Origin of the sequence: Shivajiella indica (genome assembly GCF_042683085.1) — a bacterium.
In the GTDB taxonomy this organism is placed as follows: domain Bacteria; phylum Bacteroidota; class Bacteroidia; order Cytophagales; family Cyclobacteriaceae; genus Shivajiella; species Shivajiella indica.
Map to the genome: position 1 here is coordinate 310,504 of NZ_JBHUIV010000010.1, position 18,666 is coordinate 329,169.

Sequence of the window (18,666 nt, forward strand, 5' to 3'; positions counted from 1 at the left end):
ATTTATTAGTTTTGATAACAACTCCAGCTATTAGTCACATGAAACATTCCATCTTAGCCGCAGCGTTATCCCTGCTTCCCTATTTGGGTACTTCTCAAACCAATGGGTTCCATACTGCCTTTGTAGAGAATTTTTCAGATTCCGCTTTAACCTACTTTAGATATGGTTCTACCGGAACCAAGACCGAATTTAAGTACAAGGTCGGTGTTAGTTCTCAAACAGAGGAAGGTTCTAAAATTCTTTCCTTCAAATTAGATCCAGAGGAAAGTGCTGGCGCAGGTCGGGGTCCGGAAATTATCTCCAAGGACTTTACCCATTTTGGTTCTTATGCTGCCCGGCTGAAAGTTCCGGATGTAAGGGATATTCAGCCAAATGTTGGCGCTGTGGTAGGATATTTTACCTATCATGTGGACAGCATTCCCGGTCTAAGTGAGATTGATTTTGAATGGCTGCTAGCTGATCCGACTGTCATATATGTCGGCACTTGGACTGGCCATGGCGGAGAACTGAAAAGGGTAGGGAGGACCATCAATATGGCCGAAGGAATTATCTATGAAACCAGCTATAGGGAAAATCACACAGGAGAAAGGACCGCTTTGACCGGAATGCAGAATCAGCCGGAAGCCATTGAGGCCATTTCCGACTATGATGCTTCGAAAGGGTTTTATACCTATGGTTTTGATTGGTATCCCGACCGTATTCTGTGGTGGATGATTCATCCCAAAAGCGGTGAAAAAATAGTCTTGTGGGATTATAAAGGAACTACCAATGGAATTCCACAACACAGGAGCCGTTACCGGATGAACTTTTGGCACACGAAAGATTGGTCAGTTGAAACAAACCCTTATTCTATAGAAAAACCACTACATCCCTACGAATTGGAAGTGGATTGGATGTCCTATGAACCATTTACATTGGTTCAAAATAATTGATCATTCCATAATGATGTTCCATTATCCATTAAGCCATCATCAAGTTGGGAAATCAGAAATTTATTTGATATTAGAATTCAATTCCGCCTAAAAATCAAATTATTTCGGATTAAATTGAGGAAAAATTGACCTTATGATCTTATCAATTATTTTATTATTGATTGGTTTTGTAATCCTTATCGTTGGGGCTGACAAATTAGTGGATGCGGCATCAGGGTTGGCTAATAATTTTGGCATTCCCAATATTGTTATCGGGCTCACTATAGTGGCATTCGGGACTTCTGCACCGGAAATGGTGGTGAATGTTTTTGCTTCCCTCAACGGTTCATCCGGGATGGTGATGGGCAATGTCCTGGGTAGCAATATATTTAATGTATTGGGAATTTTGGGTGTTTCTTCTTTGGTTTATCCTCTCACCGTCAAGTCCAACACAACTTGGATCGAAATTCCCTTGAGTTTATTATCCGCAGTTTTGGTACTTATTTTAGCGAATGACCTAATTTTAAATGCTGCAACAGACAATATTATTTCATTAGGTGATGGGCTGGTGTTATTGTTGTTTTTCTGTGTTTTTCTGGTTTATAACATAACAGTTTCCAAGCAGGTAGGTGCTGAAGCGGATAAAGTTGAAATTCATAAATATTCCACAGGGAAATCATTGTTTTGGATAGCTCTCGGATTAGGAGGTTTAATCATTGGAGGCAAATTAATTGTAGACAATGCAGTGGCTTTGGCGATTGAATTTGGGTTATCGGAGAGGATTATTGGTTTGACTATCGTATCCATTGGAACCTCCTTACCTGAGTTGGCCACCTCCTTGGCAGCAGTAAGAAAGAAGAAAGTGGATATCGCCATAGGTAATGTGGTGGGATCCAATATTTTTAATGCTTTCTTTATATTGGGGGTATCTTCTACCATTCTTCCGGTAAATATCATTCCAGCGAATTTCAATGATATTTGGATGAATATCCTTGCTTCATTCTTATTGTTTGTTTTCTTGTTTACAGGTAAGGGAAGAAGGCTTGAAAGATGGGAGGGAGGAATACTCTTAGGTTTGTATATTGCTTATTTGTTCGTTTTGACGATGGGCTGGTAGCGTTTTGGAAATACCTTTTTAGTTCTTATTTATTAAGAAATTAGGTAAAAGAATTATCGTGATTAATTGGTTTCTAATTTTTCTCAAAGGTTAAATAGGAAATATCACCATCGCCTCCACTTACATCTTTAAGGTCCATTTTTGTGGGGCTTTGGGTTATTATCTCCCAGTCTTCATTGAGTTCTTCAAATTTCGGAACATTTCCAAAATTCAGATCAAGTTTGGTTTTACCACTATCCTTGCGGATAATCCAGGTGCCTGAAATCACATTAGATCCTGAGCTTGCCTTTACAACTCCTGCATCCTGGAAATCAAATGAGTATCCAGTAAAGTAATTGGTATTATCCTGGTTGTCTTCATTGAAATTTGTAATTATCCAGGTTCCATCTTTTAAAATTGGGGCGGAATTGTCGGGGGAGCTGTTTGAATTATCATCGCATGACAAGATTGTGGAAGTCATGATCAAACATATAGTAACCAATACTAAATTCAATTTTTTCATATGGATTTTCAATGTTTAAGGATTGCTTTATTCCAACCCTTAAGGTATGTATTATTGGTTATTTAAAAAGTGATGCATGTCATGTTTTCCTTTCATTTGTAAGCATTTGGTCCCATAGGTTTATTGGAAATCAATAGTATTCAATAGGGACCCCTAAGCGATTCTGAGATATTCTTTATATTTCTAAACATTCATATTGACCTGACTCAATTCATTTTGACTTGTTCCAATAAATCCTAAGGTTGTTTGTAGACCTCCCTGCTGCAATCATATCCAATTTGCCATCACCGTCCAGATCGGCCATCTGAAGGTCCTCACAGGATATGCCGTTTTTATCAATCCATAATTCACTGGTTTGGGTAAAATCCTTGTTTTCCGAATAGTACATTTTGATTCCCATTTCTCCTGAATCATTTTTGGCACGCCATCCTACAATCAACTGAGACATGCCCTGATTCAAAAAATCAGCAATGAGTATTCCATGCCCTTCTTTTATCTTATCATCCAATTGAAATCTGGAAAGATTTTCTTTGGTGAATTGGTTATTTGAAGAAAGGTAAACCGTAACCATATTTCCATGAATCGGTTCGATACCACCCAACATCCATCTTTCAGGACTTATTTGTCCCATTCTCAATTCACCAAAACTATGGCCCTTAACCAGCCATTCTCCTTTGGAACTTGGCTGCCATTGGTTATTTTGGAAAGTAAACACTTTAATTCCTTCTTTTCCGCCGATCAGTACCGATTCGCCTTCATTATTGCCAAAATCAGCTATTTCAAGATTATGGGTCATATGCATGTCGGTTGGGATAATCTGATGCTTCCATTCCCCTGTCCAGTCTTTATGAGGTTTGTAGGCAATTATATTTACCCCTTTACCTTCACCGCCTTTGTTTCCAATTCCATGAAGTGGAACCATAACAAGGTGATATTCTCCGTTTGATGTTTTTGCCCATCGCATGCGGTGAACGGTGGGTTCATGATATAATTGAACAGCTTTCCATTTCTGGGTAGGGTCCTCAGGCCGGACTAAATAATGAACAGTTCCTGATTTTTCCTTATCTGAAGTTTCTCCGGGATTCCATTGAGCTCCCACGACGATTTCCACTTTTCCATCCCCATTGATGTCTCTTGCTGCAATGCAGACATTGTCGTATTCGCTTAGATTTTCTATCATGACAAAGCGTTTCCAGTCCCCGTTACGGTACCATACAAATTCCTTTTTATCTGCCAAAAGAATATCCGGTTTGCCATCTCCGTCTACATCTCCGATGACAATGCCATAACCTATGGCCACATTGTTATCAATTTCCTGTATGTCAAATTGGGGTTCGCTGGAATACAAAGAAAAAATAAAAGGCCATAAAGTGAGTAAGTAGTTCATCTGCTGGAATTTGGGTTATAGGTAAATATAATCTAATTCCCACAGAGGTACAAAGACCATATAGGTTCATAAATTGAATTCATAGTGTTTCTTTGTCGGCTTTGCGGGATAAAATTATTTCCCACATAGACCCGAAGGCTCACAAAGAGAATTTTCTTGGTGTTTTTTAGTCAGTTTTGTGGGAAAATTATCTCAGACGCAATTCCCAATTTTTCCTGCTAAATGTCACAAAATACAAAATGGAATTATAGTATTCCTACTCTTGCTAGCTTTTGAACATTTATAAAAAATTTATTAAAGAGCCTATCCTTACTTAATTTTTTATATTTTTAACTTTTTCAAAATCCAATCTATGAAAAGAAGAAATTTTCTGACAGGTTTGGCCTTGGGCTCCGGAGCCTTGGCAATGCATCCATTTCAAACGCTAAGAGCAGAGAATCATCCCTTTGGTCAACTGCATATTTCTGAAAACAGGAAGGTCTACAAAGCTGATATTATAATAGCAGGTGGAGGATTGGGGGGAATTGCAGCTGCTTTGGCTGCTTTGAGAAACGGGCTCTCCGTGGTTATGACCGAAGAAACGGACTGGATAGGTGGACAGATTACGCAGCAGGGAGTTCCACCTGACGAACATCCATGGATTGAAACCCATGGCGCACCGGAATCATACAGGGCATTCCGAACAGAAGTCAGAAACTATTATAGGAACAATTATCCATTGACCGCTGAGGCGGCTTCCAATGAATATTTAAATCCAGGGAACGGCTCTGTTTCCCGACTTTGCCATGAACCCAAGGTAGCTTTGGCTGTGCTACAAGCATTTTTGGCTCCTTATGAGAGTATGGGAAAATTGGTTTTGTTGATCGATCATAAAATCACATCTGCTGAAGTAAAAGGAAATAAAGTACAATCCCTGAATGCTAAATCCCTTCCATCTGGATCAAATATCCAACTCATTGCGCCTTATTTTGTGGATGCCACTGAATTGGGAGATTTATTGCCCCTGACCAAAACAGAATATGTGACTGGTACCGAATCAAAATCCGAAACAGGGGAATTACATGCTCCCACAGTAGGTGATCCGGAAAACAACCAATCTTTCACGGTTTGTTTTGCCATGGATTATGTCAAAGGGGAGGATTGGACTATCTCCAAACCTGAGCAATATGATTTTTGGAAAAACTATGTGCCTGAACTCAGGAATACATGGCCGGGTCCGATGTTGGGATTGCATTATTCCAATCCCCAGACCTTGGAACCCAAAAATCTAGGTTTTCATCCAGAAGGATTGCCAACTGGGGATATGTTGAACCTATGGCTTTACAGAAGAATTTTGGATAAAGGTAATTTCAAGCCAGGTATTTATCCAGGTGATATTAGTCTGGTCAATTGGCCACAGAATGACTATATCCCAGGAAATATAGTGGATGTCAGCGAGGAAGAATTTCAAAGGCATTTCCATGGGGGGAAACAATTGAGTTTGTCCTTGTTATATTGGTTGCAGACAGAGGCACTCAGACCTGACGGAGGAAAGGGGTGGAAGGGACTCCGCCTCAGAAATGATGTGATGGGTACTGAAGATGGTTTGGCCAAATATCCATATGTGAGAGAATCGAGGAGGATAAAGGCAGTGTTTACTGTTTTAGAGGAACATGTAGGAAAAGAACAACGCTCTCTGGTTTCCGGTCTTTCGGGAGATTCCCTTAAAGCTGCTGAATTTTATGATAGTGTGGGTATTGGTTATTATCATATTGACCTTCATCCGAGTTCCAACGGAGATAATTACATTGATTTTCCATCCTTACCTTTTCAAATCCCTTTGGGTGCCCTTATTCCTCAAAGGATGGAAAATTTAATCCCTGCAAATAAAAATATTGGGACAACCCATATTACAAATGGTTGTTATAGACTGCACCCGGTGGAATGGAGTATTGGGGAAGCTGTAGGTATGCTGATCTCTTTTGCAATGGACAAAAATATTAGTCCAAAAACGGTAAGGGAGGACAGGGTACTTTTAAAAGAATTTCAAGAGAGGCTGAGAAGTCAAGGGGTAGAGACGGAGTGGAAAGGTTGAGAAGTTGTAATTTCCAATTATCAATTATCAATAACCAATTACCAATTGTCAAGCTCCAAAGCCCAAAATCCAAGTTCAAAATTTGAAGGATTTATTATCTATGTATTAAGAATATCGATTTGCAGATAAAGGAGGTTTTTCGTGCTGCTGCCATTGAAAGATCACCTTGATCCCTACCACAATAACAGGATCAGGGTCTCATCACTGGAACTGGAATGACAAATTGCTATTTCTAGCGGCGATAGCTGGGACTTCGCTGCGCCCGTTGCATGAAACCATTTGTCATTTGATGAGCTGTAAATAGTAAATTTTACAATCTCAACATGACGAGACCTTAATTTTAATTTAGGAATTATTTTTTTGGACCTTCGAAATCCTACTTCCTAAATCTGAATCCAAACTTCAACTCTTAAACCTAAAACACTTTTGATTAATTTGGAATTCATGTGTTTTTAAAATAATTAAACGTTGATTAAAAATTAATCAACGTTTAATTAATAGGTTTTTGTTATTCCATTTAATCATTTTTCAGATAATCCACAGGATTACTTGCGGCTGTTTTGAAGGACTGATAACTAACGGTCAACCAGGCAATAACTATGGAAATCATTCCTGCACCCAATATCATCAGGATATCAATATCTATTCTGTAGGCAAAATTCTGGAGCCAATATTGGTTCATGACATAATAACTCAGTGGCCCTGCAATAATGAAAGAAACAAGAACCAAAATGGTGAAATCTTTACTTAAAATAGTTACCAGATTGGCCAATGAGGCGCCTAAAGCCTTTCTTATACTTATTTCTTTGGAGCGTTGTTCGGTAGTATAAGCTGCAAGGCCAAATAATCCCAAACAGGCAATGCTGATGGCCAGGATGGTAAATACCAGAATAATATTTCCCATTTTTTGTTCAGCATGGAATAGGGCATCAAAATTGGAATCAATAAAGGAATACTCAAATGCATTTCCATTGGAGTGTTTTTTCCAGATGCTTTCCAGTAATGCAATTTTTTCAGCCACATTGCCAGGAGTCAGTTTGATAGCCATTTCATAATTGGGTTCTGAACTAAGTGACATGATCAAAGGTCTTACTGAATGATGTAGGGATTCAAAATTAAAATCTTTGATCACTCCAATGACAGTTTTTTCTACCGGTTCATCATTATTTCCCCAAAATCCGCTGATCCGTTGTCCTCCATCCAATTGTGTCCAACCCATTTGTCTAAAGGCTGTTTCATTCAGGATAACAGCTGAGGAATCAGAGATGAAATCCCTTGAAAAGAACCTTCCCTGTGCCATGGTATATCCCATGGCATCCAGATGCTCATGGTCTACGAAGTAAAGGTTACAAAGAAAATCCTGTTGCGTATCGGTAGTTTTGAATACAGAATTCCAGTCAATATTAGGGGGAAGGGAGTTGGCAAAACTTGCAGATCCAAATTCTGCGTATTGCATAACTTCGTCCTTAAATGCTTTGGCATTTTGTCCCAATGACATGGTATGCAGCAGATTGATGACATTTTCTTTTTCAAAGCCCAAATTCTTGTCCTGCATATATTTCAATTGCTTATAGACTACCATGCTGCTGATGATCAGACAAATGGAAACTAAAAATTGGAAAATGACTAACCCATTCCTAAAAGATGATCTTTTAGCAGCATTTCTTACTTTTCCTTTCAATACACTGGCAGGATTAAATGATGTCAGATAAAACGCGGGGTAGGAACCAGCCACAATTCCGATCAAAATCGCAAACACAATCAGACCCAATGGGACCAATGGATTAAGGAAAATCCATAAGTCAAGGCTTTTTCCGGAAAGATTGTTGAAAGGTCTGAGCAAGATCAAGATGAGAAAAGTGGCAATCACTGTGGAAATCAAACTATAAAGAACTGATTCAGATAAAAATTGGCCTACAAGTTTTGAACGGATAGCACCAACAGTCTTACGTACGCCCACTTCTTTTGCCCGGTTGGCTGACCGTGCTGTGGAAAGATTCATAAAATTGATACAGGCTATGAAAATGATAAAAAGGGCTACTGCTCCAAAAATATAGAGGTACTGAATATTTCCTGTGGGTTTAATTTCTTCCTGAAGGTTTGATTTGAGGTGAATATCCAACATGGGCTGCATGAAAAAACCAGCGCTATTCCCAGCGGCTTTAAATTGTTCCATGGAAATACCGAGAAACTTTTCTATTTCTGCACCAAAATATTTGGTAATAAATATATCCAATGCCTCCTGAACTTTTTTTGGATCAGCCCCAGGATGTATTTTGAAGTAAGTGTAGAGGTTATTACTTGACCATTGTTCATTTTTCATATAATCCCAACTGTCCCCGGAAAGTATCATATCAAATGAGATATGGGAATTATGCGGAGGGTCTGCGACCACCGCGGTGATCTCGGTGGCCTTCTTTTCAGAGCCACGCAATATAATTTTGCCTAATGGATTTTCTTCCCCAAAGTATTTTTTTGCTCCTGTTTCGGTAATAACCAATTTATCAGGCCCAACAAGGGCCGATTTCGGATCTCCCTGAACTATTTCATAACTGAAAAAATCGAAGAAATTGGGATCAGCAAGCAACATCCTGTCTTCCGTAAAAGTTTTTTCCTCAAATTGGAAAGGCATCGTTCTAAAAAGTCCAAATCTGACAGCATCAGCTACCTCAGGTACCTCATCTTTCAGCGCTTGGGCCATAGGAGCTGGTGAAAGGGCAATCAAAAATTCATTGTCCTGCAGTTTTCCCTGCATATTGACCCGGTATATGTATTCCCCGTCTTTTTGGAATTTGTCATAACTGAGTTCGTCAATGATATAAATGCTGATCAGAATACTGGCTGCAATTCCAAGACTCAATCCCAAAATATTGATGGCGGTATAGCCCTTTTGTCGGACCATGATACGCCAGGCAGTAAGAAAATAGTTTTTGAGCATAGTGGTTTGTGTTGGGTTTTCTAAGCTTATTCAATACCAGTGCCAGTCGTGTAAAAGCTTTAAAACAAAGAAATCAAGCCTATTATATTTTTTGAATGGCCATTATTGGACAAAAAACGATCATTGGCGGACAGAATTAAGAAGTGTGACTTCGGATTTTGGATTTCGGAATTCGGCAGTGTGATTTCGGAAATTTTAGATTATTTTTAACTATGAAAGCATTTTATCTAGTCAAAAACGGACCGGCAAATGAAGCCTTTGAACTTCGGGAAATCTTTTTGCCTGATCCTGGAGAAGACGAAGTATTGATAAAAACAGAGGCATTTGGGCTTAATTTTGCCGATGTAATGGCCCGGCTTGGTCTTTACAGGGAATGTCCTCCCTTACCAACAGTTATTGGTTATGAGGCAGTGGGTATAATTGAAAAGATTGGCTCAGAGGTTAAAAATGTGAAGGTAGGAGATAGGGTGATTGCTTTCAGTAGATTTGGAGGATATGCCAGTCATGTGCTTACCCCTCAACTCGCTGTTGTACCTGTTGATTCTAATATTCCTTCAGGAGTTGCTCTTGCCCTCGCCGTCCAATACAGTACAGCTTGGTATGCTTTGGAAGAATGCATGAATTTACATCCAGGTGACAGGGTCCTGGTCCACGCGGCGGCTGGTGGGGTGGGTACAGCACTGATACAATTGGCCAAAAGGAGAGGTTGTATTATCGCAGGTACAGCGAGCAGCCATAAGATGGATTATTTGACCAAACAAGGAGTGGAATTCCCCATTGATTACAGAAAAAAAGATTTTGAACAGGAATTGATCAATTCGGGTTGGGCTGGGAAAGTGGATGCCATTTTTGATCCGATAGGAGGGGTTTCAGTCAGAAAAGGCATGAACTTACTGGGAGGAGGGGGAAAAATGTTGGTCTTTGGGGGAAGCAGTATGTCAGATGCCAATAATCTGTTTCAAAAATTAAAGATAGCAGCTGGTTTTGGAATCTGGTCTCCAATAGTATTGATGAAACGCTCCATTTCCCTAATTGGGGTCAATATGTTGCGGATTTCTGAAAGTAAACCGGAGCTTTTGCACCATTGTATGGTCCAAGTAGTGGACCTCTATAACAAAGGAGAATTGGAGCCGGTTGTCGGAATGGAATTCAGTACAAAGGACTTAGCTGAAGCGCATTCTTTTTTGGAGTCCAGACAGTCAACGGGAAAGGTAATTGTTCATTGGGATTTGAATTAAGAACGGAAATGGATGAGAAGAAAAAGCTGTTTTGGGTCAAAATTCTCCATACAGTGATTTGGCTTTTTTTCAATGTGGTGATTTTTTATTTATTGTATGCAGTGGTTGTCAATAAAATAGATAAGTGGGTCTGGATATGTTTGGGATTAATTGTAATGGAAGGGATTATATTGCTGATTTTCAAAGCAATATGCCCTGTTACTTTAATTGCAAGAAAATACTCTAATTCCGAGGCCCACAATTTTGATATATTTCTTCCTGAGTGGCTTGCCAAACACAACAAAACCATTTATACATCCATTGTTTTGTTTGCGGTATTGATATTAATTTATCAAAAGATTTGGAATAACTAAGAAATGCTTATTTGGATATTTTCTCAAAAACCAAAAAGTGCTGGATATTCATAAATTGACCGTTTTGGACCAAACGGAATCCATTAGTTTCCAGTTCTTTTGTAGCTTGCTCTACAGTCATTTTGTGTAGTCTTTTGATGGGCACGTTTTGATCTTCTCCTCGGTATTCAATCAATAAAAGTTTTCCATCCGGTTTCAGGGATTTTCTGATGTCTTGAAGCATTTCTTGTGGAAATAGCAATTCATGATAGACATCTACCATAATAGCAAGGTCAATGGTGTTTTCGGGAAGATTAGGAGATTGCTCATTGCCTTGGACAGTGAGCACATTTGTAAAGTTAAGTTCTTTGCTTTTTTCTTGAAGATATTGAATGGCGGAATTCTGGATTTCTACCGCATATACCAAGCCTTGAGGAACTTTTTTGGCGATTCTGAAGGTATAATATCCCGAACCTGCCCCAATATCTGCGACTACACTTTGTTTGTTGATGGGTAAGTTTTTGATGGCCAGTTCAGTATTTTCCTCCTGAGGCCTGGTGGCCCTTTCCAGCCAGCTCATTCCCATAAAATTCATCACCTGTGAAATCTCCCTCCCCATATATACCTTACCTGTCCCATCTCTGTCAGGAGTTTTGTATGTATAGGGTTCTTCAAGATTAATTTCTTTTTGGTTCACCTGTGCCAAACAGGCTGCGCTGAACATGCTAAGGAAAAAAACAAAGGAGGTAAATTTCATGTCCTATTCAATTCTAAATCTCTTTCAATTAATATAATCAAAAAATCGATTGAAGGTTCAGCTTTTCATTTAAATTAAATGGTAAGCAGGTACAATTCATTGGGCGATATCGAACAATACCTGTTCGATTTCAAAGGATTTGAAATACCTTATACCTCATTTTGCGCCAAAAAAGGCCATTTTTAATTTTGGTACAGTACTTGGAACAATTGATGCAAGACGGTTTTAAAGGTAAACTGTCCTTTAAATGAACATTAGACCAACTCCATAACGACCACAAACATTTAACCAAGAATCCAATTTTCTGGAACTATTCAAAAAAAGGAATTGGTATTCATTTTTGCCGAAACAGGTTTACTGCCTCATAAACCACAACGTTCTTTTCCAGAGGTATTTTAGTTTAGTTGATAAACAGCGTAAAGCCCCGATCCTGTTGGGGCTTTCGTTTTTTGGAAGGCCTTACTATTTAAAATGTCTGTAAAGTGTTCAGAAAAAACGGAATAAGGAATTCTATTAGGCCTATTGAACAAATTTAATTTGACAAGTAATAACTGTACCTTTATTTTCCATATCTAAATTCAATTCAGGTTGTCTTCTCTTCAACACTATATTCAAGAATATTTTGGCGTCCTAAAACAGGAGGACCTAAGGAAAGTCTGCGAAATGTTCAAAGAAGAAAATCTACTGAAGGGTGATTTCTTTCTTAGGCAGGGACAAACAGCAAATCAGATGAGTTTTATCAAATCAGGCCTGATCCGAATTTTTACCGATGAAGATGGAAAGGAAATCACACAATGGATTTCCAGCCCAGGTTATTTTGTGACAGAAATATCGAGTTTTATGTTTGGAGGTAGTTCCCGCTGGAATATGCAGGCACTTACCGATGTGGAACTATTCACCATAAGCAAAACGGACTATCAAAATATTATCAAAATGGTGCCTCAATGGCATGAGTTGGAAAAACTGTTTATTATTAAATGCTTTGCCATCTTGGAAAACCGCATTTACAACCATCTTTCCAAATCTGCAGAAGAGCGATACCATGACTTTTTCGCCCAAAACCCAGCCCTGTTCAACCAAGTTCCGCTTCAATACATCGCTTCAATGCTTGGGATGACCCCTGAAACCTTCAGTAGAATACGAAACAAACAGCTTTCCTGAATTCTTGATTTATATCAAGAGAAGCTACTGGACAAGCCCCTACCTTTGGGTCAGAATCAATTTATAAACAAAATAGTATGACCATGAAAAAGGAAATCAAAACCCATATACAAGTCAATGCTTCCCCAAAAAAGGTATGGGAAGTGTTAACCGATTTTGAGAATCATTCCAAATGGAATCCGTTTGTCCGTTCCATAAAAGGAGAAGTAAAAGAAGGAAACAAGATCAAAGTTGAGCTAGGACCTGAAGGCACCAAGCCTATGACTTTTAAACCAAAAGTATTGGTATTCAAAGAGGCTCGAGAATTCCGTTGGTTGGGTCACTTACTTTTCCCAGGTATTTTCGATGGAGAACACAGCTTCGAACTTCTGGAAAATGTGGATGGCAGCACCACTTTCATCCATGGAGAGCGATTCAATGGAATCCTTGTAGGTTTGATGGCCAAGAAGTTGGATACAGAAATCAAACAAGGCTTTGAGGCAATGAATGAGGCCCTTAAAAAGCAAGTTGAGGAATACGCTTTTACCACTTAATTTTTTTTATGCCACGGATACACGAATATTCACGAATTAAGATAATTGCAATTCTTTACCTGTATGGTGCATACTGGTTTAAGGCAAATTATTTCCCCAAAAAATGTAAAGCCCATAATTATTTCAATATTTTTTTGCCACTAATTCACGAATGGACACGAATATTAGTGCTCATTAGTGTATTCGTGGCAATAGAAATTCTTAGGGATTGGTGTGACATAACTGGTTTATTTTGTCCGCTGACGGTCAAAACTGTACGCATATTTTTAGGGGGACATTTGTAACTTCCTCAAAAACAGCTTTTTTTCCATGTTTTCCTTATGGCACAATCATAGATAACTTTTTAACGTCCTTTGACAGGATTCTGCCCTTTGAAAGTTAAACCAACATTTTAAACTGACAACCACTATTAAGAAAGCCATGTGGAAAAATTACTTTACCGTTTCCTTTAGAAACCTCAAAAAGCGGAAGCTTTATACTGGGATCAATATTATTGGTCTTACCGTGGCCATTGTAAGTTTTTTGGCCATTGCCATGTACACCTATCATGAACTCAGTTATGACAAGATGTACACCGATCATGAGAGAATTTATAAATTCAATCAGGAATTCTCCGCATCAGGTGAAACCCAGTTGGTGTCCACTACACCTTCCAGTCTTGCTCCAACTTTGATGGAGGAAATTTCAGAAGTTGAATTGGCTACCCTTGTTTTCGATTTGAGTATTTTTTCTACAGTAGTTGTCGATAATGAGGGTGATTTACAAGAAGAGTCCAAATTTGCCTTTGCGGATGAAAACTTCTTTAAAGTATTTGATTTTCCCTTGCTTTTTGGGAATCCCGATCAGGTACTATCTGAGCCCAATCAATTGGTTATTCCTGTATCCACGGCTTCAAGGTATTTTGGAAATCCAAATTCAGCGATTGGAAAAATCCTGAAAGTTGATGGGGCAGAATACACAATTTCCGGAGTGATGGAAGATTTTCCAAGCAACAGTCATTTGAATTTTGATTTTTTGGCTTCCTTCAAAACCCATCGTCACGGAAAAAACCCGGAATGGTCACCATCCAATTACCTGACCTATGCCAAATTCCAAAAAGATGCAGATTTGGCCCTTGTTTCTTCCAAGCTAGATCAAATGATGGATAAATACCTTGGTGAAGAAATGAAATCTTATGGATTTACCTCGAGCATCCTGTTTCAGCCTGTTTCCAGTATTCACTTGGGAGGTAATGTTCTTAGAGCGGTCAAACCTACTTCCAACATCAAGTATCTGTATATTTTTGGAGCGGTAGCTTTGCTCCTTATCCTTATTGGAATCTTCAATTATGTCAATTTGGCTACAGCAGAGGCCACTGAGAGAAATAAAGAAGTAGGGTTGCGCAAGGTTTTGGGTGCAGAAAGGTCCCAGCTATTTGGCCAGTTTATTTCCGAATCATTCATTCTTACCCTCTTTGCCATAGTCTTTAGTATTTTCGCAATTTTCCTCCTTGGCCCCCAATTTGAACAAATTTCTGGAGTTCCTTTAAATTTGGAACTTTTGGTATCTCCCGTAGGTCTCCTGTTTTTACTGATTATTTTGGTCATTGTTGGATTTACATCAGGGATTTATCCTGCCCTTATCCTCTCCGGAATGGCACCTTTGAAAGCTTTGGGTAATCAATTAAATGTAGCTAGAGGAGCATGGTTGAGGAAGGGACTTGTAGTATTTCAGTTTTTTGTTTCCATTGGTTTGTTGATGGCGACGCTTATTGTAAAAAACCAGTTGGATTATATGCGTGAGGTCAATCTTGGCTATGAAAGGGAAGAGGTGCTGGCCTTGAGTCTTCATCACAACATGAAGCCATCATATGAATCTTTTAAGAATGAATTGCTCAGAACCGGAATTGCCCAATCAGTAACCATGGCAGCAGATATGCCGGTTTACATCAAAGCTGGATATACCATTTTCCCAGGAGGGGATAATGACAAGGAATTTATGATTACCGGATACTCCGTTGATCATGAATTGGTCAAGACAATCGGATTGAAGATGGTTGCAGGCCAGGATTTTTCTGACACTGATATTTCAAGGGAACAAGCATATGAAGAAGAAGTTGAATTTCCGGTATTATTGAATGAAGCAGCAGTAAAAGAGTTGGGTTGGAAAAATGAGGAAGCCGTAGGAAAAAAGGTGAACACAGGAGGGAGTTTGTCTTACATTAAGGGTGTTGTAGGTGATTTTTATTTTAATTCCCTTCATCACCAGGTGAGTCCATTGGTGATCTTCCTGGATCCGCCACAAGCAAATGTGATTATGGCCAAACTTCCAAAAGGAAACCCAGGAGAATACTTGGTTGCATTGGAGGAAATCTGGAAAGGTATCTTTCCTTCCAGGCCTTTTGTATACAAATTTGTGGACGAGGAATATGCCCGGATGTACAGCTCAGAAGAAAGGATTGGAAGTATATTCAGCCTTTTTTCAGGGATAGCCATTTTTATAGCCTGTATGGGTCTATTTGGATTAGTTTCTTATGTGGCTTTGAGGAGGACTAGGGAGATTTCTATCAGAAAGGTTCTTGGTGCCAATTCGCTGGATGTCCTAAAGGTCTTATCTGCAGATTTCTTCTTGTTACTTGCCATTTCGGCACTATTGGCAGTTGGATTCGGATATTGGTTTGCCCAAGAATGGCAGCAGGAATTTGCCTATAAAAGTTCTGTTTCTGCAAGTGTTTATCTGATATCCATCATGACCGTTGCATTGATTGCCCTATTGACAATTGCATATAGAACCTTTAAAGTTTATCATTTGAATCCGGCAAAGACCTTGAAGGATGAATAAGGGGAGAATGTCGGATTTCGGAAGTGGGATTTCGACAAAAAACAACGGACCTCTATAATACTTGAGGATTTCAATTTTGAACTTGACAACCATGAAAACCACGATAACAAATACCACAACAATAACAATTGCAAATTCAACCAAAATCATATACCATGCTATCTAACTACCTTAAAATATTTCTTCGAAATCTGAAAAAGAATCCCGCATATATTCTCATCAATATTTTGGGATTGGCAGTAGGGATGGCTGCCAGTTTATTGATTCTGATGTTTGTCCACCATGAACTGAGTTATGAGGATTTTCATGAAAAAAAGGATAGAATATATAGGGTTTCCCGAGCTTTTATGAACCAGGAAGGGGAAGTAAACCTCCATCTTGGCCATGCTGCACCTCCTTTTGGGCCTTTATTGAAATCTGATTTTTCCAAGGAAATTGAGGAATCTGTAAGATTGATGAACATCAATATTTTGATAAAAAACGGGTCGGATGTATTTGAGGAGGAGAGGTTCTTTTTTGCAGATCCGGAAGTTTTCAATGTTTTTTCATGGGAAGTGTTGAAAGGAAATCCTCAAACCGCTTTATCGAGTCCCGATGGTCTGGTATTGACAGAAGAAATGGCCAGAAAATACTTTGGCCAAACAGATGTTTTAGGAAAATCCCTTGAAGTTATGGTTGGAAGTGTTCGTTTTGATGTTCAGGTGACCGGAGTTATGAAGAATATTCCTGATAATTCCCACCTTCAACCTGATTTTTTGGCCTCTATGGAACCGGTGATCAATTTTTATGGTGGCTATGAGTCCATGATGAGGAATTATGGAAGCAATAATTTTTCGACCTACCTTCTGCTAAATGATGGAATAAAGCCAGGTGAATTGGAAAAGCAGATTCCCTCTTTTCTGGACAGGCATATTTCAGAAAGTTCCAGTGGGGTAAAAGCCTCAACTTGGACCAAATTGCAATTCTGGCCTTTGTCATCCATTCATTTGCACTCCAACCTAGATTCAGAGGTTCAGCCTAACAGTAGCATAGAATATGTCTATATCTACAGTGCTATTGCCATTTTTATCCTTTTGATTGCCTGCGTCAACTTCATGAATCTGGCAACCGCAAGATCGGCCAAAAGAGCCATGGAAGTAGGGTTAAGAAAAGTAATGGGGGCGGATAAATCAGTACTCATCAGGCAGTTTATGGGAGAAACCATCATGATGACACTTTTTGGTCTATTGATCGCTCTTTTACTGGTATTTTTAACCATACCCTCATTCAGCGATTTTACCAATAAGGACTTAAATATGGAAATGCTTGCCCAAGGTAGGTATATTATCATGATTTTGGGCATGGTACTATTGGTTGGATTGGTAGCAGGTAGCTATCCTTCTTTGTTCCTTTCTGGATTTCAGCCAGTAAAGGTTTTGAAAGGCACCTACAAAATCGGCTCAATTCATGAGAAATTCCGCTCCATGTTGGTGGTAGGGCAGTTTGCAATTTCCATCATGTTAATTGTAGCAGTACTTGTAGTGCTCAACCAATTGGATTATATGAAAAACAAGGACTTGGGATTTGACAAGGAATCCTTGGTAATCCTTCCAAGCTATACTGAACTGACTGATAATTATGAAATTCTTAGGGAAAGGTATCTTTCCCATCCGGGAATAACTGAAATGGCCCTGGGAAGCCGTGTCCCTTCAGGAAGGTTACTGGATTCACAGGGGGCCCAGGCAGAAGTGAGAGGAGAACTTACCTCCTTGGATGTTAGAATTTCAGATGTGCACGTTAGTCATACCTTTTTCAAGACTTTCGGAATTGAATTTGCTTCAGGAAGGGATTTTGATTATCGCTTAGCATCTGATTCTCTGCAGGCCTTTATTCTAAATGAATCTGCAGTCCGGGCCATTGGTTGGGCGAATCCTGAGGAAGCCATTGATAAGCAGTTTACCTATGGTAACCGCCGAGGTTATGTGGTCGGGGTTACGAAAGATTTCCATTTCGAATCCCTGCATCAGCCCATCAGTCCCATGGTCTTTTTAATACCGGATGAAAGATTTAATTCTGTGGCTTTCAAAATCAAGGAAGACCAGAAAGAAGAAGTTTTGGCTTATCTCAAAGAGGAATGGCAAGCTCTAAGACCAGACTTTCCTTTCAATTATTATACAGTGGAAGATAGGTTTGCCCAACAATATGAAGCAGAAGAGAAGGTAGGTGCGGTTTTTGGTTTTTTTGCAGGTTTGGCTATTTTGATTTCTATTTTAGGGCTTTTTGGTTTGTCTGCCTATGCCACTGAGCAACGCGTCAAAGAAATAGGAATCCGAAAAGTGATGGGAGCTAGTGTAGGAAGTATTCTGCTTTTGTTGGGAAAGGATTTTCTTAAGTTGGTGCTTTTTGGATTTTTGATAGCTGTTCCTATTGCATGGTTTGGGATGAGCAAGTGGCTCGAAAATTTTGCCTATAGTATATCTGTTTCCTGGCTAATTTTCATTTTGGCAGGATTATCCGCAATGCTCGTGGCCGCTTTGACAGTCAGTTCGCAGACCATTAGAGCTGCCCTGATCAATCCGGTGGATTCGATGAAGGTGGAGTAGGAATAAGCGAGAAAACAGAGAGAGGGGGAGTTTAGAGACTAGAATCCAGAGACAAGAAACAAGAAACAAGAAACAAGACATAAGAATTAAGACTTAAGAATGAATAAGCTTGGACAAGTAAGTGAAAAAACCACGAATTGCTTGACTTTGGTGAACCTTTTATCAAAAGGACATTAAGATTAAAAGAGGAATGCCATAGGCATGACCGAATTATTAACCTTGCAATTTATTGCCAGACACTGAGATGGGAGCCTGGCTTAAAGTGCCGTAGGTAAGGACGATTTGCATGTATCAGTTCTTTTTTGAAGAAAACT

At 39.3% G+C, this 18,666-nt stretch carries 13 protein-coding genes; 9 read left to right on the forward strand and 4 right to left on the reverse strand.

Annotated elements, in window-relative coordinates; all coding sequences use genetic code 11:
- Window positions 1-38: 38 nt before the first annotated feature.
- Window positions 39-932: a glycoside hydrolase family 16 protein gene (locus ACFSKV_RS04705; RefSeq protein ID WP_380800729.1), complete on the forward strand. Its 894-nt coding sequence runs from the start codon at window positions 39-41 to the stop codon at window positions 930-932.
- A 133-nt stretch (window positions 933-1,065) separates the two neighbouring features.
- A complete protein-coding gene (locus ACFSKV_RS04710; RefSeq protein ID WP_380800730.1) occupies window positions 1,066-2,028 on the forward strand; it encodes a calcium/sodium antiporter in 963 nt (320 codons plus the stop codon).
- Between the two features lie 73 nt (window positions 2,029-2,101).
- On the opposite strand, the gene ACFSKV_RS04715 is transcribed toward ACFSKV_RS04710, so the two are convergent.
- Both ACFSKV_RS04715 and ACFSKV_RS04720 read right to left on the reverse strand, forming a co-directional pair.
- Window positions 2,102-2,530 (reverse strand): hypothetical protein, encoded by a 429-nt coding sequence (locus ACFSKV_RS04715; protein WP_380800731.1) that lies wholly within the window; start codon window positions 2,528-2,530, stop codon window positions 2,102-2,104.
- Window positions 2,531-2,741: 211 nt separating this feature from the next.
- Window positions 2,742-3,917 carry an FG-GAP-like repeat-containing protein gene (locus ACFSKV_RS04720; RefSeq protein WP_380800732.1) on the reverse strand — a complete coding sequence of 392 codons (1,176 nt, stop codon included), beginning with the start codon at window positions 3,915-3,917 and terminating at the stop codon, window positions 2,742-2,744.
- A 352-nt stretch (window positions 3,918-4,269) separates the two neighbouring features.
- Between ACFSKV_RS04720 and ACFSKV_RS04725 the strand changes: the two genes are divergently transcribed.
- A complete protein-coding gene (locus tag ACFSKV_RS04725) occupies window positions 4,270-5,991 on the forward strand; it encodes an FAD-dependent oxidoreductase (protein WP_380800733.1) in 1,722 nt (573 codons plus the stop codon).
- A gap of 517 nt (window positions 5,992-6,508) precedes the next feature.
- On the opposite strand, the gene ACFSKV_RS04730 is transcribed toward ACFSKV_RS04725, so the two are convergent.
- The gene (locus ACFSKV_RS04730; protein WP_380800734.1) at window positions 6,509-8,929 is read right to left on the reverse strand and encodes an ABC transporter permease; all 2,421 of its coding nucleotides are present in this window, start codon (window positions 8,927-8,929) and stop codon (window positions 6,509-6,511) included.
- Window positions 8,930-9,141: 212 nt separating this feature from the next.
- Between ACFSKV_RS04730 and ACFSKV_RS04735 the strand changes: the two genes are divergently transcribed.
- Window positions 9,142-10,167 carry a quinone oxidoreductase family protein gene (locus ACFSKV_RS04735; RefSeq protein WP_380800735.1) on the forward strand — a complete coding sequence of 342 codons (1,026 nt, stop codon included), beginning with the start codon at window positions 9,142-9,144 and terminating at the stop codon, window positions 10,165-10,167.
- Between the two features lie 8 nt (window positions 10,168-10,175).
- Entirely contained in the window at window positions 10,176-10,520 is a 345-nt protein-coding gene (locus ACFSKV_RS04740) for a hypothetical protein (RefSeq protein ID WP_380800736.1), read from the forward strand.
- 7 nt (window positions 10,521-10,527) lie between these two features.
- Here ACFSKV_RS04740 and ACFSKV_RS04745 read toward each other — a convergent pair whose 3' ends face one another.
- Entirely contained in the window at window positions 10,528-11,256 is a 729-nt protein-coding gene (locus ACFSKV_RS04745) for a class I SAM-dependent methyltransferase (protein WP_380800737.1), read from the reverse strand.
- 588 nt (window positions 11,257-11,844) lie between these two features.
- On the opposite strand from ACFSKV_RS04745, the gene ACFSKV_RS04750 reads away from it, so the two are divergent.
- From ACFSKV_RS04750 to ACFSKV_RS04765, 4 genes are all read left to right on the forward strand, one after another.
- Window positions 11,845-12,417, forward strand: a complete 573-nt coding sequence (locus ACFSKV_RS04750; RefSeq protein ID WP_380800738.1) for a Crp/Fnr family transcriptional regulator — start codon at window positions 11,845-11,847, stop codon at window positions 12,415-12,417.
- Window positions 12,418-12,500: 83 nt separating this feature from the next.
- Window positions 12,501-12,950, forward strand: coding sequence for an SRPBCC family protein (locus ACFSKV_RS04755; RefSeq protein ID WP_380800739.1), 450 nt, complete (start codon window positions 12,501-12,503; stop codon window positions 12,948-12,950).
- Between the two features lie 420 nt (window positions 12,951-13,370).
- Complete coding sequence (locus ACFSKV_RS04760; protein ID WP_380800740.1) at window positions 13,371-15,770, forward strand: FtsX-like permease family protein; 2,400 nt, start codon at window positions 13,371-13,373, stop codon at window positions 15,768-15,770.
- 155 nt (window positions 15,771-15,925) lie between these two features.
- The gene (locus ACFSKV_RS04765) at window positions 15,926-18,352 is read left to right on the forward strand and encodes an ABC transporter permease (protein WP_380800741.1); all 2,427 of its coding nucleotides are present in this window, start codon (window positions 15,926-15,928) and stop codon (window positions 18,350-18,352) included.
- The last annotated feature ends 314 nt before the right edge of the window (window positions 18,353-18,666 follow it).

Excerpts from the sequence above, each read along its gene's own strand:
- ACFSKV_RS04720 (WP_380800732.1), bottom strand. The coding sequence starts at position 3,917 with ATGAACTACTTACTCACTTTATGGCCTTTTATTTTTTCTTTGTATTCC.
- ACFSKV_RS04755 (WP_380800739.1), top strand. The coding sequence starts at position 12,501 with ATGAAAAAGGAAATCAAAACCCATATACAAGTCAATGCTTCCCCAAAA.
- ACFSKV_RS04745 (WP_380800737.1), bottom strand. The coding sequence starts at position 11,256 with ATGAAATTTACCTCCTTTGTTTTTTTCCTTAGCATGTTCAGCGCAGCC.
- ACFSKV_RS04715 (WP_380800731.1), bottom strand. The coding sequence starts at position 2,530 with ATGAAAAAATTGAATTTAGTATTGGTTACTATATGTTTGATCATGACT.
- ACFSKV_RS04710 (WP_380800730.1), top strand. The coding sequence starts at position 1,066 with ATGATCTTATCAATTATTTTATTATTGATTGGTTTTGTAATCCTTATC.
- ACFSKV_RS04735 (WP_380800735.1), top strand. The coding sequence starts at position 9,142 with ATGAAAGCATTTTATCTAGTCAAAAACGGACCGGCAAATGAAGCCTTT.
- ACFSKV_RS04765 (WP_380800741.1), top strand. The coding sequence starts at position 15,926 with ATGCTATCTAACTACCTTAAAATATTTCTTCGAAATCTGAAAAAGAAT.
- ACFSKV_RS04760 (WP_380800740.1), top strand. The coding sequence starts at position 13,371 with ATGTGGAAAAATTACTTTACCGTTTCCTTTAGAAACCTCAAAAAGCGG.
- ACFSKV_RS04705 (WP_380800729.1), top strand. The coding sequence starts at position 39 with ATGAAACATTCCATCTTAGCCGCAGCGTTATCCCTGCTTCCCTATTTG.
- ACFSKV_RS04725 (WP_380800733.1), top strand. The coding sequence starts at position 4,270 with ATGAAAAGAAGAAATTTTCTGACAGGTTTGGCCTTGGGCTCCGGAGCC.
- ACFSKV_RS04740 (WP_380800736.1), top strand. The coding sequence starts at position 10,176 with ATGGATGAGAAGAAAAAGCTGTTTTGGGTCAAAATTCTCCATACAGTG.
- ACFSKV_RS04730 (WP_380800734.1), bottom strand. The coding sequence starts at position 8,929 with ATGCTCAAAAACTATTTTCTTACTGCCTGGCGTATCATGGTCCGACAA.